The 15,933-nt window shown below is 44.0% G+C and carries 14 protein-coding genes; 5 read left to right on the top strand and 9 right to left on the bottom strand.

Going from position 1 to position 15,933, the window contains the following annotated elements; translation table 11 throughout:
* Window positions 1-15: 15 nt before the first annotated feature.
* The 8 genes from DYB02_RS07700 to thrS form a co-directional block, all read right to left on the bottom strand.
* Window positions 16-2,394, bottom strand: coding sequence for an efflux RND transporter permease subunit (locus DYB02_RS07700; RefSeq protein ID WP_029804776.1), 2,379 nt, complete (start codon window positions 2,392-2,394; stop codon window positions 16-18).
* 200 nt (window positions 2,395-2,594) lie between these two features.
* A complete protein-coding gene (locus tag DYB02_RS07695; RefSeq protein WP_005462636.1) occupies window positions 2,595-3,383 on the bottom strand; it encodes a TetR/AcrR family transcriptional regulator in 789 nt (262 codons plus the stop codon).
* Window positions 3,384-3,706: 323 nt separating this feature from the next.
* Entirely contained in the window at window positions 3,707-4,516 is an 810-nt protein-coding gene (locus tag DYB02_RS07690; protein ID WP_005462617.1) for a helix-turn-helix domain-containing protein, read from the bottom strand.
* Window positions 4,517-4,992: 476 nt separating this feature from the next.
* Window positions 4,993-5,310 (bottom strand): heavy metal-binding domain-containing protein, encoded by a 318-nt coding sequence (locus DYB02_RS07685; RefSeq protein ID WP_005462608.1) that lies wholly within the window; start codon window positions 5,308-5,310, stop codon window positions 4,993-4,995.
* 245 nt (window positions 5,311-5,555) lie between these two features.
* Window positions 5,556-5,909 (bottom strand): 50S ribosomal protein L20, encoded by a 354-nt coding sequence (gene rplT, locus DYB02_RS07680; RefSeq protein ID WP_004727974.1) that lies wholly within the window; start codon window positions 5,907-5,909, stop codon window positions 5,556-5,558.
* A gap of 40 nt (window positions 5,910-5,949) precedes the next feature.
* On the bottom strand, window positions 5,950-6,144 hold the full coding sequence (gene rpmI / locus DYB02_RS07675; RefSeq protein WP_005462620.1) for a 50S ribosomal protein L35: 195 nt from the start codon (window positions 6,142-6,144) through the stop codon (window positions 5,950-5,952).
* A gap of 119 nt (window positions 6,145-6,263) precedes the next feature.
* Window positions 6,264-6,815: a translation initiation factor IF-3 gene (infC, locus tag DYB02_RS07670; protein ID WP_071651979.1), complete on the bottom strand. Its 552-nt coding sequence runs from the start codon at window positions 6,813-6,815 to the stop codon at window positions 6,264-6,266.
* Window positions 6,816-6,818: 3 nt separating this feature from the next.
* The gene (thrS, locus tag DYB02_RS07665; RefSeq protein WP_005490070.1) at window positions 6,819-8,747 is read right to left on the bottom strand and encodes a threonine--tRNA ligase; all 1,929 of its coding nucleotides are present in this window, start codon (window positions 8,745-8,747) and stop codon (window positions 6,819-6,821) included.
* Between the two features lie 304 nt (window positions 8,748-9,051).
* Between thrS and DYB02_RS07660 the strand changes: the two genes are divergently transcribed.
* Window positions 9,052-10,047, top strand: coding sequence for a DUF3187 family protein (locus DYB02_RS07660; protein ID WP_041953713.1), 996 nt, complete (start codon window positions 9,052-9,054; stop codon window positions 10,045-10,047).
* Here the strand turns inward: DYB02_RS07660 and DYB02_RS07655 are convergent.
* The gene (locus DYB02_RS07655; RefSeq protein ID WP_005495518.1) at window positions 10,042-10,785 is read right to left on the bottom strand and encodes a sporulation protein; all 744 of its coding nucleotides are present in this window, start codon (window positions 10,783-10,785) and stop codon (window positions 10,042-10,044) included. The genes DYB02_RS07660 and DYB02_RS07655 overlap by 6 nt on opposite strands.
* Before the next feature lie 248 nt (window positions 10,786-11,033).
* Between DYB02_RS07655 and hutC the strand changes: the two genes are divergently transcribed.
* From hutC to hutU, 4 genes are all read left to right on the top strand, one after another.
* The gene (gene hutC / locus DYB02_RS07650; protein WP_005483583.1) at window positions 11,034-11,741 is read left to right on the top strand and encodes a histidine utilization transcriptional repressor HutC; all 708 of its coding nucleotides are present in this window, start codon (window positions 11,034-11,036) and stop codon (window positions 11,739-11,741) included.
* 130 nt (window positions 11,742-11,871) lie between these two features.
* Window positions 11,872-13,122, top strand: coding sequence for an imidazolonepropionase (hutI, locus tag DYB02_RS07645; RefSeq protein ID WP_025576180.1), 1,251 nt, complete (start codon window positions 11,872-11,874; stop codon window positions 13,120-13,122).
* A gap of 1 nt (window position 13,123) precedes the next feature.
* Complete coding sequence (gene hutG, locus DYB02_RS07640) at window positions 13,124-14,146, top strand: formimidoylglutamase (protein ID WP_025442010.1); 1,023 nt, start codon at window positions 13,124-13,126, stop codon at window positions 14,144-14,146.
* Window positions 14,147-14,230: 84 nt separating this feature from the next.
* Window positions 14,231-15,928, top strand: a complete 1,698-nt coding sequence (gene hutU / locus DYB02_RS07635; RefSeq protein WP_025576179.1) for a urocanate hydratase — start codon at window positions 14,231-14,233, stop codon at window positions 15,926-15,928.
* The last annotated feature ends 5 nt before the right edge of the window (window positions 15,929-15,933 follow it).

Genomic DNA, 15,933 nt, shown 5'->3' with positions numbered 1-15,933 from the left:
CCTTTTAATTCTGAGTTATGACTGAGTTGCAGAGATGGTGGACGACGCTTTCAAGCGCGCGTTATCAGACGGACTTTCTTGTAAGTACGCTTTTTTATCGAATAGCATTAGTAAGGTTGGGAGGAATAAGAAGTCCACAACCAAAGCGATGAAGATAACAATGGCGCTGAGCTGCCCCATATCCGCATTCAGCCTGAAGCTAGACATTGCCAATACAGAAAAACCTGCCACTAAAACCACCGTAGTGATCCACAGTGCGCGTCCAACGGTATGAAACGCGTAACGAACGGCTTGCTCTGCAGTTTGCCCCTCACGGCGCGCTCTTTGATATTTGGAAAGGAAGTGAACGGCATCATCGACCACAATCCCAAGCGTCAATGTCACAACAACGGATAAGCCGAGGTTGATTTCACCCGATATCAGTGCCCACAAACCAAAGCCAATGACCGCTGGCGCAATATTGGGCATCAAACTAATTAGCCCTAGTCTCACGGAGCGAAGTGCAAAAATCAGCAAGGCAGAAATTAAAACAAGCGTGATCGGTAAAGTGGACAGCATGCTCGCCATATTCGTCTCTCCAATATGGGCGAACATTAATGACGGGCTTGATGCAACCACTTGATACTGAGGGGCATGCTCTGCAAACCATTGATAGATTCTGTTTTCTAAATCGACCAGTTCCACACTGCCGAGGTTTGCCACGGTCAACACCATTTTGATCGAGGATTTATCGACATTGATTTGATTATTGAGGTCAAGGCCGTACGGCAAAGACATTTCGTAAAGCAGTAGATATTGCGCTGCGAGCTCTCGCGCTTGAGGGAGCGAGTAATACGCCTCATCATCACCATGCATGTTCTTGTTGAGACGCTTATAAACATCTGCCAATGTCGCCACATGGTCTGTTTCAGGTTGGTCTCGTAGCCAACTAGAAAACTCACCTATCGTGTTAAGAAAATCAGGAGCGGCAATACCTTGAGACTCGTTAGTTTTAATCGCAATGCTGATGTTGGTCATACCGCTGATTCGCTCTTCCATAAAATCAGCAGCCTGACGAAACTCGTTACGTTGACCAAAGTACTCTACCGATTCGTCATTCACCTTGTTAAGTGGGATAAGACTCGCGCACACGACAATGACAGCAACCGAAAGTGGCAACAAGGCTCTTCGTTGCGAAACCACAAAGTCACCTAAGCGATCCATGACATGTTTTTGGTCTTGTGACATTTCCATTTTTACGTGGATAGGCAGCAACTTGAGCAACGCCGGCAACAAGGTAACGGAAAGAAAACAGGCGACCATAACACCTAAAGCAGACAAGTTACCGAAGTCTCGCAGGACAGGAGAATCGGACATGTTCATCATCAAGAAGCCAATCGCGGTTGTTACGGATGTAATCAGAATAGGCACGAAATTCAAAGCGATACTGCGCTCGATTGACTGCGCTTTCGTGAACCCGTTTTTCATTGATTGAAGCATGGTCGCAATCACATGAACACAGTCAGCAACCGCAAGCGTCATGATCAACGTTGGAACGTTTACCGTCGCAGTGCTTAAGAACATTCCAGCCCAACCGGAAATGCCCATGGTCGCCATCACAGAACCAATGATGACAATCAGCGTCGCTATCACACTTAGAATGGAACGCAGCATGATAGTCAAAAAGACCAAAATCACAACGAGCATGGTTGGCACTAATGTCGAGCTGTCATCTTGCGCGGCAGTCATAAAAGCGTGGTTCATAGCAATAATGCCCGCTTTATGAAAAGTCACGTCAGGATACGCGCGTTGGTAGCGGTCAATCATGGCATTGATACTCGACACCACCTCCTCCACCTCTGCGGTCTTATCCATCTCGGGCAACTGGACGGTAATATTCACCACGGTGACATCGCCTTTCTCTGACACCAATGCGCTTTTTAAAACAGGTTCACTGAGTGCAATGCTTTTGACCTTGGAAATTCGTTCTGGGGTCAGTTCGTATTCACTGTATAGAAGATCTTCAACCAACAGCTCATCGTCAAAGGCTTCTGTGTGTTGATAGTTAGCGATAGAATCAACACGGCTCGAGTATGGGACTTGCCAAGCGTCGACTGTTATTTTCTGGATAAGAGATAAGGTCTGCGGGGTAAAAATGTCGCCATCTTCAGGCGCGATGACGATGGCAAGGTTGTCCGTTTTTGCGAACGTGGTTTGGATTTCATCAAACGCAAGCAGTTGCTTGTTAGTACCATCAAAGAAAATGTCGTAATCTCCTCTGAAATACAGGTTTTTACCTCCTATTGTAGCGACAATAATCAAGAAAATAGTTGCTAGTAGAACGAGCAAACTATATTTGGTGGGTATCTTCCCCAAACCAATTCCTTGGTGTTGCTGAGCTTTATGGTGTGGCATCACACTCTCCTTTGTGACGTTTCGTCAAATTTAAAAACTAAAAAATCAGCCAGCGCTGTTTTCTAGTTTTTACGTAACTTTTCAAATGCCTCTCTAGGTTCTTCACCTTAAGCATCATCTTTTAAGTCAAATATTGACGATTCGTCACTTTAGTGTGATAAAAAAGCCAATCATCGTTTGGATTGGCTTCTGTAACCGATTTAGCGGTTCACTGTTTCTAAGTAAGCAATCTCTTCGCTAAAGAGTTCCTGTTCTACTCGACGCCAGGTTTTCCGATAGTCCCACTCTGTAGAAAGTGGCGCCCAACCTAAGCCGTCTAATAACATATTCGCATTGTGCAACACAGAAAATGGGTCTTGGATTCGTTGTATACAGCGACTATTCGATGCGTTTTGCGCAAGCGCGTTAGAACCAAATGCGATAGACCAGTTAGCAAACACAATAGCATCCGCACCTATAGCAGGAGAAAACTTTAGATCTCCGCACTCTACGGCATTATTGACCAACGCATCTGCACCGGAAATCACTTCTTCTTCTAGCCGATTCAGCTCATTCAAACGTTCAGGTGATGCTTTTTCCAACACCCAAGGCGTTTTAGCTACAATCGCGCAAGTCGACAGCACTGGCTCCATTCGAGCGTAAATACGATAGCCTACATGCATCGCAATAATTTTCTCTCGAGTATTGCCATCGAAGTTTGCCGTGCGCTCGAAAAATATCGCTTCGCTTTTTAACGAATGGATACAAAGCGCAAGTATTACGTCTTCTTTGCTGCAAAAATGATTGTAGATGGTGCCCTTAGAATAAGAGCTAGCCGAGGTCAGCTTATCCATAGTGAGGTTCGCAAACCCCTGCTCTTGGACGAGTGACTTAGCCAGTTGAATAAGCTCAACTTCTCTATCCGCAATCGCTTGTTGCTTTTTGGTTAGCCCGGACGAGACACGACACCCGTCTCGCTTACCATCCTTTTTACAGCGAAAGTTAAACATAATCCTTTGATCCGTATACCCACACACTCCTGATAATTGTAACACGATTATGTAAAACAGGAACGTCACCATTTTTGACGAACCGTCATAATTGACACTTCGTCATAATAGATCAAAAAACAAACATTACAAGTATGAATTTATCCATAACGAAAAATTACAAAAATCTATAGTTTTATCATTAAAATGCAAAAACAAAGGCTAGACAAACTGATGTGCTGAAGATTTAGGCGAGAGATAGACGTTAAGCCAAGAGCTTACAAACTCGATATTTCCCAATACCTAAGATGCAAGCCATTGGCTCTGAGAGATAAGTGAATGGATTAAATTGAAAGGCTTGGTTTATCCCCTGCTGCTGCAATTGCGTAGCGAATATCGTCAATAAAACGAGATTCTGTTTCTACAATTCCATCAGAGAATGTCACTGGTTGATGTGGCCCAGCAAGTAGAACGACGTTTGTGAAGTCGGAAACATTAAAGTTTTCAGCGACAACATTCTTCGAGTGAAAATCAATCACCGTTTTCGCTACTTGATCTTCAAGCTCCAGCAACTGTTCTTCCGTAATTTTCATTCGCGCCAAAGCAACACGAACGCATTTATCATGTGTCGTTGTTTGCTCTTTGATTATCTCGGTGTACTTATCGTTTAACTTCGAGTTTTCTGCGTAGCTGTAGTACAGCGGGCCGTGCAACGTAATACTTTTGTTTTCATCTACGTAAACAAGGTCTAGCAACTCTAGTGCACCCAGATAATCAGACATGCTTTGCTCTGATAAGTCGTATTTCTTCTTTAAAATTGTGTATCCATCTTTTCCGCGCAACATCCTCAGTTCACGATAAAAATCGTAAAGATGTGGGAACTGAAAAAACACTTCATCTTGTGTTCGACTAAAATAATCTTCATCTTCACCTTGCAACTGATTGGCTAACTTTTGCAATTCATCCAATGTACAGTCAATCGCACGACAGTATTCAAGCAGTTTATCTAACGCGAGGTTGGTACTGGTTAAATGTCTCTTAAAAGTGGACAGTGGCATGCCCATTTTTTCAGATAGCTCTCGATATGTTAGCCCCTTTGTTTTAATCGCTTGTCGTAGAGCGGCTAGCAAATATTCGGGAGTCAGATCTCTCATCTACTATTCCTTTTGGCAATGTTACAGCTTTATAGTATTTGTAACAATTTAGAGCTTATTAGCAAGCTATAAGTTCATATTTTTATAATAAATTCTTGAATTAATATACCAACAACACCATTCAACACGCAAATGACATAACTCAAAAGACATTGGACTTAGTTATATATATCTAAGTCATTTAATAATAAAAGAAATAAAATCAGTTTACCTGATCGCAATTTGTATGGCTTAGATAATTAAAACAAGAAGATAACACCAGATCACATAACTAGTTTTAGAACATTTACCCTACTTAAAGCCAGTCAATAAAATGAATAAAAACTCACATTAATAAAAAATATACCAATAAAACCCTAGGATTAGAATTTGAGTTTTTTAACATTTTGGAGTGAAGCCATGGCTTACTCAAACCACTTAAGGGAGAGTCTAAAGAAGGCGAAGAACCGATGTTGCCTCGCCAATCAAAAGCAATTCTATTCCACGAGCTTTACAGCGGTACCAAAAGCAAGGATTTCAGATGAACCATCGACAATTGAGCTTGTAGTAAAGCGAATTCCTACAATCGCATCGGCGCCTTTCTGGTTCGCTTGCTCGACCATACGTTGAATAGCAATGTCACGTGCTTCGGTCATCATTTCGGTGTATCCGCGGATCTCTCCACCAACAATGCTTTTTAGACCAGCCATTAGGTCTCTGCCGATATGCTTAGATTGAACAACGTTGCCCGTCACCACTCCTCTAACTTCTGCTATTTCCTTGCCTGGAATCGTATCTGTTGTTGTGTAAATCATGTCGTGCCCTTAATGCTATGAAGTAAGTACAGTACGTTACCACCAAGCCTTTAAATATGAAATCAGGATAGTGTTAGTAAGTTATATAGAAGTGGCTGTGCGTGAGTACCTTTATTGAAAGTATTCAATGTGAGAGGAGTGTAACCAGAAGTGATGCAAACAAGTAAGAAAACACATAGAAGAGAAATTACAGATAATAAAAAAGGAGAGCGAATGCTCTCCTTTCCTTAAACCTAAACTGCTAATTAAAGAGCAGCTTTCGCTTTTTCAACTAGAACTGCAAATGCAGCTTTGTCGAATACTGCGATGTCCGCAAGGATCTTACGGTCGATCTCGATAGATGCTTTCTTAAGACCATTGATGAAACGGCTGTAAGATAGACCATTTTGACGAGATGCCGCGTTGATACGTGCAATCCATAGTTGACGGAATTGACGTTTCTTAGCGCGACGGTCACGGTAAGCGTATTGACCAGCTTTAGTAACTGCTTGGAAAGCTACGCGGTAAACACGTGAACGTGCACCGTAGTAACCTTTAGCTTGTTTTAGAACTTTCTTATGACGTGCACGAGCTTGTACACCACGTTTTACGCGAGGCATTATGCTTCTCCTAAACTAAACGATTGATAACTAAAAAGAATTAAGCGTATGGCAACATACGGATTACTGCAGCCACTTCACAACGTGGAAGGATTGCATTTGGACGTAGTTGACGCTTGTTCTTAGTAGTACGCTTAGTCAGGATGTGACGTTTAGTAGCGTGCTTGTACTTAATACCACCAGCAGTTTTCTTAAAACGCTTAGCAGCACCTTTGTTGGTTTTCATCTTAGGCATGATGAATAACTCCGCATTGAGTAGTTTAATAAACAATGTAATTAGGGCGAACAAAACCCATCCGTTACCTTTTATTCAAAGGGAAACGACTGGGTTTCAATTACTTTATGAGCCGTTAATTACTTCTTTTTAGGGGCTAGCACCATGATCATCTGACGACCTTCAATACGGCTAGGGAAAGCTTCTACTACAGCAATTTCTGCAGTGTCTTCTTTCAAGCGGTTTAGAACGTCGACACCGATGTCTTGGTGTGCCATCTCTCGGCCACGGAAGCGAATTGTTACCTTCACTTTGTTGCCTTCTTCAAGGAAACGCGTCAGGTTGCGTAGTTTTACCTGATAGTCTCCAATATCAGTTCCAGGACGGAATTTTACTTCCTTGATCTGGACCTGCTTTTGCTTCTTCTTCTGCTCTTTAGCAGATTTGCTCTTCTCGAAGAGGAACTTACCATAGTCCATCACACGACAAACTGGTGGCTCGGCGTTAGGGCTGATCTCAACGAGATCCATACCAGCTTCTTCAGCAGCTGCAATGGCTTCTTGAATCGATACAACACCAACTGATTCACCGTCAGCGCCTGTTAGTCGAACTTCACGAATACCACGAATTTCACCGTTGATACGGTGCGGGTTTTGTTTTACCGGCTGTTGGCCACGTCTTCCGCCTTTAATAGCTTATTCCTCCAGATTGAGCTTACGGCTAGAGATCTCGTCTTGGATGTATGCGATGAAGTCATCCACTTTAAATTTACCAAGATCTTTGCCTTTACGAGTACGTACTGCAATTTCGCCAGCTTCCATTTCTTGGTCACCAACAACAAGCATATACGGTACACGCTTCAAAGTATGTTCGCGGATTTTAAAGCCAATCTTCTCATTTCTCAAGTCCGCTTTAGCTCTAATTCCACTTTTTTGTAGTTTTTGTACGATTTCTTGAACATAACCTGACTGTTTATCAGTAATGTTCATAAGAACTGCTTGTTCTGGCGCCAACCAAGTTGGGAAGAAACCAGCATATTCTTCGATAAGGATACCGATGAAACGTTCTAGAGAACCTAGAATTGCACGGTGAATCATTACCGGAACAAGACGTTCGTTGTTTTCACCTACGTAAGTTGCACCTAGGCGACCTGGTAGGTTGAAGTCTAGCTGAACTGTACCACATTGCCATGCACGGTCTAGACAGTCATATAGCGTAAACTCGATCTTAGGACCGTAGAATGCACCCTCGCCTTCTTGAATCTCGTATGGAATTTCCATTGATTCTAGAGACTGTTTCAATGCTTCTTCAGATTGATCCCAGATTTCGTCTGAACCTACACGTTTTTCTGGACGAGTAGACAGTTTCACTACGATGTTGTCAAAACCAAATGTTTGGTACGTATCGTAAACCATCTTAATACAGCTTGTTACTTCCTCTTGGATTTGACTCTCAGTACAGAAGATGTGAGCGTCATCCTGAGTAAAGCCACGTACACGCATGATGCCGTGTAGTGCGCCAGATGGTTCGTTACGGTGACATGAGCCGAACTCAGCCATACGTAGCGGAAGATCACGGTACGATTTCAGACCTTGGTTAAAGATCTGAACGTGACCAGGACAGTTCATTGGTTTGATTGCGTATTCACGGTTTTCAGAAGAAGTTGTGAACATCGCGTCTGCGTATTTATCCCAGTGACCAGAACGTTCCCAAAGAACGCGGTCCATCATTAGTGGGCCTTTCACTTCTTGGTAGTCGTATTCGTTTAGTTTGTCACGAACGAACACTTCTAGATCACGGAAGATAGACCAACCATTGTGATGCCAGAACACCATACCCGGTGCTTCTTGTTGCATGTGGAATAGGTCTAATTGCTTACCGATTTTACGGTGGTCACGCTTCGCCGCTTCTTCTAGACGAGTTAGGTGCGCTTTCAGTGCTTTCTTATCGTGGAAAGCAGTACCGTAGATACGTTGAAGCATTTTGTTGTCGCTGTTACCACGCCAGTAAGCGCCTGCAACATTCAATAAAGTGAAGTGTTGACAGAAGCCCATGTTAGGAACGTGAGGACCACGACACATGTCAATGTATTCTTCATGGTGGTATAGGCCCGGGCGATCATCGCGAGATACGTTTTCGTCTAGGATTTCCACTTTGTACGGTTCACCACGTGATTCAAATGTATCACGTGCTTCCTGCCAGCTTACTTTTTTCTTAACAACTTCGTACTTGGTTTTCGCAAGTTCTTTCATACGCTTTTCGATCTTTTCAAGATCTTCTTGCGTTAGAGACTCGTCTAGGTCGATGTCGTAGTAGAAGCCATTGTCGATGGTAGGACCAATCGCCATTTTAGCTTGTGGGTATAGCTGTTTTAGAGCGTGACCAAGAAGGTGAGCACAAGAGTGACGAACGATTTCTAGACCGTCAACTTCATCTTTTACTGTGATGATTTCTAGGCTTGCGTCTTCTTCAATTAGATCACACGCATCAACGCGGTTACCGTTAACACGACCAGCAATCGTTGCTTTTGCAAGACCGGGACCGATCGATTGCGCAACTTCCATTGTAGATACTGGGTTGTCAAATTGACGCTGACTGCCGTCAGGAAGAGTAATAATAGGCATGCTATGTCCTTTACAGTGGTGTTGCATACCAAGCAACACATGTTATTCAAATTTAGAAGCTATTTGTTGATAAATAGTTGAGAAGCGATAGAGGTCGCTCAGTAACACGAATACCGGACCGCTATCGGAAGAGCGATTGTACCTAGCTCACATTTAGATTGCAAAGCGCGATTTCAGTTTGTCATTGAAAGTTCACTACTAAATAAGCTACTCGGCGAAAAACACCATTGGTATAATTAGCGGCACGAAACAATGAGTGACACTATAGTTAATTTATTGAGTAATCTATATTTAGGTATTCATCATGAAGAAAAATCGATGGCAACCTACAATATTGGCTTTTGCTTTTTGGTTGCCTGCTTCCACTTTTGCCTCTAACGATCTTTACGGACCACTTCGATCTTACGCTCAATCGCCAATCCAAGTGGTCAGTCATACCAACCATCTCCGCTCTGGGTTTAGCTTGCCTTCAGAGTACATAGAAGCTTATGGCTCGGCGACAATAGCGAGTGTTTGGGCTCATACCGACGAATACGCTTTGGATTATTACCACAACCAATTAGAAATTGGAGCTAAGTGGCAAGTCAGTTCTCAATGGCAATGGGAACTCAATTATCGCTGGGTATTTGCTGCAGATAATCATCTGGATGGCTTAACAGAAAGCTTTCATGACCTATTTGGAATTGGACAAAACGGGCGAGATAAAGTTGATAAAAACCGCTTTTACATCTCAATGCCGCAATATGATGTGTTGGAAGACGGCTTCGAAGGCCAAACCATCGCGAACAACCTCTCGACGTACGTTCAATACCAAATATTGCAAAATGAACGTCATGGTCTTTCGCTAGGAGGAAGCCTCTATTATAACAAAGTCGCGCACGGTACCTTTAAAGGCAGTAACTTTGAGCAAGGCGTGCAACTCAATTACTCTTATCTGTACGGAGCACACGCTTTCTATTCAATGTTCGGGATGACTTTTCGTTCTGACGATCGTGCTCTTCTCGATTTACCTTACCGCCACAACACCGCTGCAATGGCGGGCGGATATCGTTATGCACCTTGGGAAAACCACCACTTTATTGTTGAATACCACTGGTATCAAGGTTCCACTGAGGGGCCAACAGAATTTGCCGATGCGTCAAATGAAATTGTGATGGGATATCGCTATCTCATGGGCAACTCCGCCCTTGAAATCATGGCGATAGAGAATGCGAGAAATATGGATAACAGTACCGATATCGCATTCACGATTGGATATCGGTACCTACTTTCATCTAACTCGGAAAGCGAGTTTTTATAGACTCAATGTTGGTGCCACTGCGGCTGCCACTTGCGCATCAGTGGCATTGATTGGCAATGTGAATGAGCGATATTGATCACCTGAGAAACTCAAAGAACGGTCAATTTCAGCCAAGCAGTGCATCACCTGCCCTTCCAAAATGAAAGACAGCTCAATTTCCTTTGAAGACACAAACCCGCTATTGCGAAACTCAAGCTCTTGATAGATACCAGAACGGGAGGCAAAAGAGCCGCCGCGCAAAAAGCCTTTTTCGACATCTGCTTTCACCATAGTAAAACCAGCTTGTTCAATCGCTCGAATAACGCGAGATGCCACTGGTAGTGGTTTCACTTCAATGTAATCGCGATCTCGTGGGTCGATGGCAAAATCAATATCCAGAGTGGTTTCTACCCAAACATTGCACTGGTTCTTCAATGCGCTAACCGCAGTGATAGGTGTTTCATCATGCAGTTTTAGCTCGAAAGGCACTTGTTTTTCTTCATTCGGTTGAATCACAAACGGTTCAACCGCCTTGAGCTGGTCGATAGTGAAGGTTTGATAACTTACGCTATCGTCCACTTCAACTTTCATTTCTGTGTTCAATTTAATGGTGATAGCGTCGATCTGCTGTTCAACATCCCCACCTTTGATATGAACATGTCCCTTCAGCGTCGCACCTTGAAACACGCTCATTTCATCCAAAATAGTATCCACTTTTGCAGATCCAATACCCAACGATGCTTTTAATTTCTTAAACATGCCTTTCCTTTTTTGCGACTGTTTTTATTAGTTGTGCTTTGTTTACACAATTGCCTTATAAGCTGCAAGCAATAGACCGCAAGAATACGGCTTGATTCCATTATCGATTCAAAAAATATCAAATCAGCCAAATCATTCAGCAAGCAAATGCCCGTTATTTGTCTCTAAATGTCGTATTTGTCGATAACTATTTGCAATTTGTACTTAAATTGAGCAGTATTTGTATAGTCAATTTAAAAGGTATCATTATGTCTGCGCCACTCTACATGCAAATCAAACAATTTATCCTCGATAAAATTGATTCCGGAGATTGGATGGTCGGACAGCGCATTGCGACTGAAATCGAGCTGACTGAACAGTTTGGTGTAAGCCGAATGACAGTAAACAAAGCGATACGAGATCTGGTGAATGAAGGGAAACTACAACGTCGCCCAAGGTTGGGAACGTTCGTTTGTGACCCTAGTGAGAAATCAGAATCCCCATTACTAGATATTCGCAATATAGCGGAAGAAGTCAGTGACCGAGGACGCCAATACAGCAGTAAAGTAGTTCAGCAAGTCGCGATAAAAGCGGATGATAGCATCGCAATAAAACTTGGTGTAATGCTTGGTACAACGGTGTTTTACAGTGAGATCATTCACTATGAAGACAGCACACCTATTCAGTTAGAACTGCGTTGGGTAAACAGCCAATACGCCCCGAGTTATCTTAGCCAAGACTTCACCCAAATTACTCCTAATCAATACCTATCTAATAACTGTCCGTTGAGTGCGATTGAACACACGGTTGAAGCCATTGTTCCCGATAATCGCATCAAACTGGATTTGAAAATGCAGGCCAATGAACCTTGTCTTCTTCTTAATCGTAGAACATGGAGCCAAGACAAATTGGTCAGTACAGCTCTACTCTACCACCCAGGTAATAAGTACAAGCTGAGCTCTAAAGTTCTGCTCTAGGTGCATATAAACAGCCTTTCCCACTACGTTTTGATCACATTTTAGCAACATCACGCTTGTCACCGCATTCTTTTTGACCTATTTATTTGTATATACATTTAAAGATACAAATCAAAGTAGGAATGAGAGAATGGATTTGCTGATTGAGAATGCCCGACTAGTTAGCATGGAACGTGGTGAAGCAGGTTACTTACCAACGCCGCCAGCCCGTGTTGGTATTCAAGCTGGTAAAATCGCGGCTATCAGTGCTCATCCAGTTGGAAGAGACACCCCTCAAATAGAAGCGCTTCTGTCTCCTCAACACTATTCGCAAACTATCGACCTACAAGGTCAACTTCTGACGCCGGGACTCATTGATTGCCACACCCACTTAATTTACGCGGGGAATCGCGCGAATGAATTTGAGATGCGCTTAAACGGCGTGCCTTATCAGGAAATAGCGAAGCAAGGTGGCGGTATCCTTTCCAGCGTAAAGGCCACTCGAGCAGCTACTGAAGAGCAATTAATTGAGCTCGCGTTGCCTCGTTTAGATGGCTTGTTAGCAAGTGGGGTTACGTCGGTTGAAGTAAAATCAGGCTACGGCTTGACGCTCAAAGACGAACTAAAAATACTGCGTGCTGCAAAAGCCTTAGAACAAGAGCGTAAAGTCAAAATCACAACTACCCTTCTTGCCGCTCATGCTTTACCGCCTGAATTTGAAGGTCGCGCAGACGATTACATCGAACATATTTGTCAGGAAATCATCCCAATCGTCGCAGAGGAAAACTTGGCTACCAGTGTGGATGTGTTTTGTGAGTCTATCGGTTTTAATTTGGATCAAACCGAAAAAGTATTTGCGACAGCGAAACAATATGGCTTACACGTAAAAGGCCACACAGAGCAACTATCGAACCTTGGTGGCACTGAATTGACTGCACGGTACGGAGGCCTTTCGGCTGACCATATCGAATATCTCGATGAAGACGGTGTGGTCGCCCTTTCGAAGTCCGATACCGTCGCCACACTACTACCCGGTGCTTTTTACTTTTTGAGAGAAACTCAGTTACCACCGATTGAGCTACTAAGGAAGTACCACGTGCCAATGGCTATCGCCACCGATGTAAACCCAGGTACATCACCCTTTTCAGACCTGACTCTGATGATGAATATGGCGTGCACCCTATTTCGTCTCACGCCACAAGAAGCATTGCGCGGCGTAACGCAACATGCTGCACAAGCACTTGGCTACACCAACTCACGAGGAGTGATAAAAACAGGTTTCGATGCGGACTTTGCTATCTGGGATATCGAACACCCAGCAGATTTAAGTTACCAAGTCGGAGCAAAACGTCTCGTAGGTCGTATAGTAAATGGTGAATATGTTTCACACGGAGGCTTTTAATATGTCTCAGTCAGATTTACACCAACAAAAATTTCACTGGCAAGGCCGTCATGATGCTGAAGATGGCAAATTGGGTCAACGCATTCACCACGTCGTTAAACATCAAAAAACAAGCGAGCTAGAGAGAGCCTCTCAAGGCGTATCCATTCTGGGTTTTGCTACCGACGCAGGCGTTGCGAGAAACAAAGGCCGAATTGGAGCGAAAAAAGCACCAGATTTGATTCGTAGAGCGCTAGCGAATCTCGCTTGGCATAAAGATGCCCAGCTTTATGATCTTGGGACTGTCGTTTGCGATGATGACTTGTTAGAAGAAAGCCAATCACGCTGTGCAAACCTCATTTCAGAAGCGCTACCTCACACGCCAACTATCGTTTTGGGGGGCGGACACGAAATTGCGTGGGCATCGTTTTCTGGTCTAGCGGAATATTTCAAAACGCATCATCCAGAGAAAAAGCCAAAAATTGGCATCATTAACTTCGATGCGCACTTCGATTTGCGCGCGTTCGAAAGTTCATTAGCGGATGTAAAACCAAGCTCAGGTACACCATTCAACCAAATTCATCATTTTTGTCAGCGTAACGATTGGGCTTTCCATTACGCCTGTTTGGGGGTGAGTCGAAGCAGCAACACGCAAGCATTATTCCAAAAAGCGGACGAGCTGAACGTATGGTATGTAGAAGATAGTCAACTCAATTACTTGAATCACAGCTACCACCTAACCCAACTGCAACACTTTATCGACGATTGTGACTATCTCTATCTCACCATTGATTTGGATGTATTCCCAGCAGCAACCGCGCCAGGCGTAAGTGCTCCTGCGGCTAGAGGTGTAAGTTACGACACAATCGCACCTTTTTTAGAACGAATTCTTCACTACAAAAACAAGCTTATGTTAGCCGATATCGCAGAGTACAACCCGAATTACGATGTCGATAGTCAAACCGCTCGCTTAGCTGCCCGTTTGTGTTGGGACATCGCCAACGCCATGGCGGAGAAAGAACATAAACCTCAACCTATTAAATAACCATCACTTTGAAATCTAAGTGAATTTTGAATAAAAAGACCAAGCAAGCACTTGGTCATCACGAGAAACTAAAGGAGTCTGAAAATGACACAGCGCCAGGGACAAGATCCACGACTTGATACAAGCAGAACAATTCGTGCACCTCACGGAAATAAACTGCGCGCAAAATCTTGGCTTACAGAAGCCCCACTTCGTATGCTGATGAACAACCTAGATCCTGATGTGGCAGAACATCCACATTCATTAGTGGTATACGGCGGCATTGGTCGCGCAGCACGAAACTGGGAATGTTACGACAAGATTGTAGAAGTACTGGAAAGACTCGAAGATGACCAAACGCTTTTAGTGCAATCAGGTAAACCTGTGGGTGTTTTCCCAACCCACAAAAACGCACCGCGTGTGCTCATTGCTAACTCAAACTTGGTTCCGCATTGGGCAAACTGGGAACACTTCAACGAGCTTGATAAGCAAGGTTTGATGATGTACGGCCAAATGACCGCGGGTAGCTGGATTTATATCGGTTCACAAGGCATCGTCCAAGGCACTTACGAAACCTTCGTGTCAGTTGCGAAAAAGCACTTTAACGGCGATGCAAAAGGTCGCTGGGTTCTAACTGGTGGTCTTGGTGGCATGGGTGGCGCTCAACCACTTGCGGGCACCATGGCAGGTTTTTCAATGATTGCCGTTGAGTGTGACGAATCACGTATCGATTACCGTCTGCGTACTGGTTATGTTGACCAAAAAGCGACGTCTCTAGACGAAGCACTCGCAATCATCACCGAATCAGACACGCCAGTATCTGTTGGCCTTCTAGGTAACGCGGCTGATGTTTTCTCAGAGCTTGTTGAACGCAATATCACACCAGATGTAGTTACTGACCAAACCTCTGCGCATGACCCATTAAATGGTTACCTACCACAAGGTTGGAGCATGTCTCACGCAGCAGAAATGCGTCTGCAAGATGAAGCCGCTGTTGTAAAAGCAGCAAAGAAATCCATGGCAGTACAAGTGCAAGCGATGCTTGATCTGCAAAGCCGTGGCTCGGCGACACTCGATTACGGTAACAACATTCGTCAGATGGCACTGGAAGAAGGCGTAGAAAATGCGTTTGATTTCCCAGGTTTCGTTCCTGCTTATATTCGTCCTTTATTCTGTGAAGGCATTGGGCCTTTCCGTTGGGCAGCTCTATCTGGTGATCCAGAAGACATTTACAAAACCGACCAAAAAGTAAAAGAGTTGATTCCTGACAACCCACATCTGCATAACTGGTTAGATATGGCGCGTGAGCGTATTCAGTTCCAAGGTCTTCCGGCTCGTATTTGTTGGGTAGGTTTGAAAGATCGTGAGCGCCTTGGTCAAGCGTTCAACGAAATGGTGAAAAATGGTGAGCTGAAAGCTCCTATCGTTATTGGTCGCGACCACTTAGATTCAGGCTCTGTAGCAAGCCCGAACCGAGAAACAGAAGGCATGATGGACGGCTCTGACGCAGTATCAGACTGGCCACTATTAAACGCATTATTGAACACTGCTGGCGGCGCAACATGGGTATCACTTCATCACGGTGGTGGCGTAGGTATGGGCTTCTCCCAACACTCGGGTATGGTCATTTGTTGTGACGGTAGTGACGATGCTTCTCAACGCATTGCTCGCGTACTGCATAACGACCCTGCAACGGGTGTAATGCGTCATGCTGATGCGGGATATGATATCGCCAAACAATGTGCAGCCGAGCAAGGACTGGATTTACCAATGCTCAACGAAGAACTGAAGAAGCTCAAGTAAGGATG

It is taken from the genome of Vibrio parahaemolyticus (assembly GCF_900460535.1).
In the GTDB taxonomy this organism is placed as follows: Bacteria; Pseudomonadota; Gammaproteobacteria; order Enterobacterales; family Vibrionaceae; genus Vibrio; species Vibrio parahaemolyticus.
Note: the sequence above shows the minus strand (reverse complement) of the source record. Positions and strands in the feature narration are given on the sequence as shown.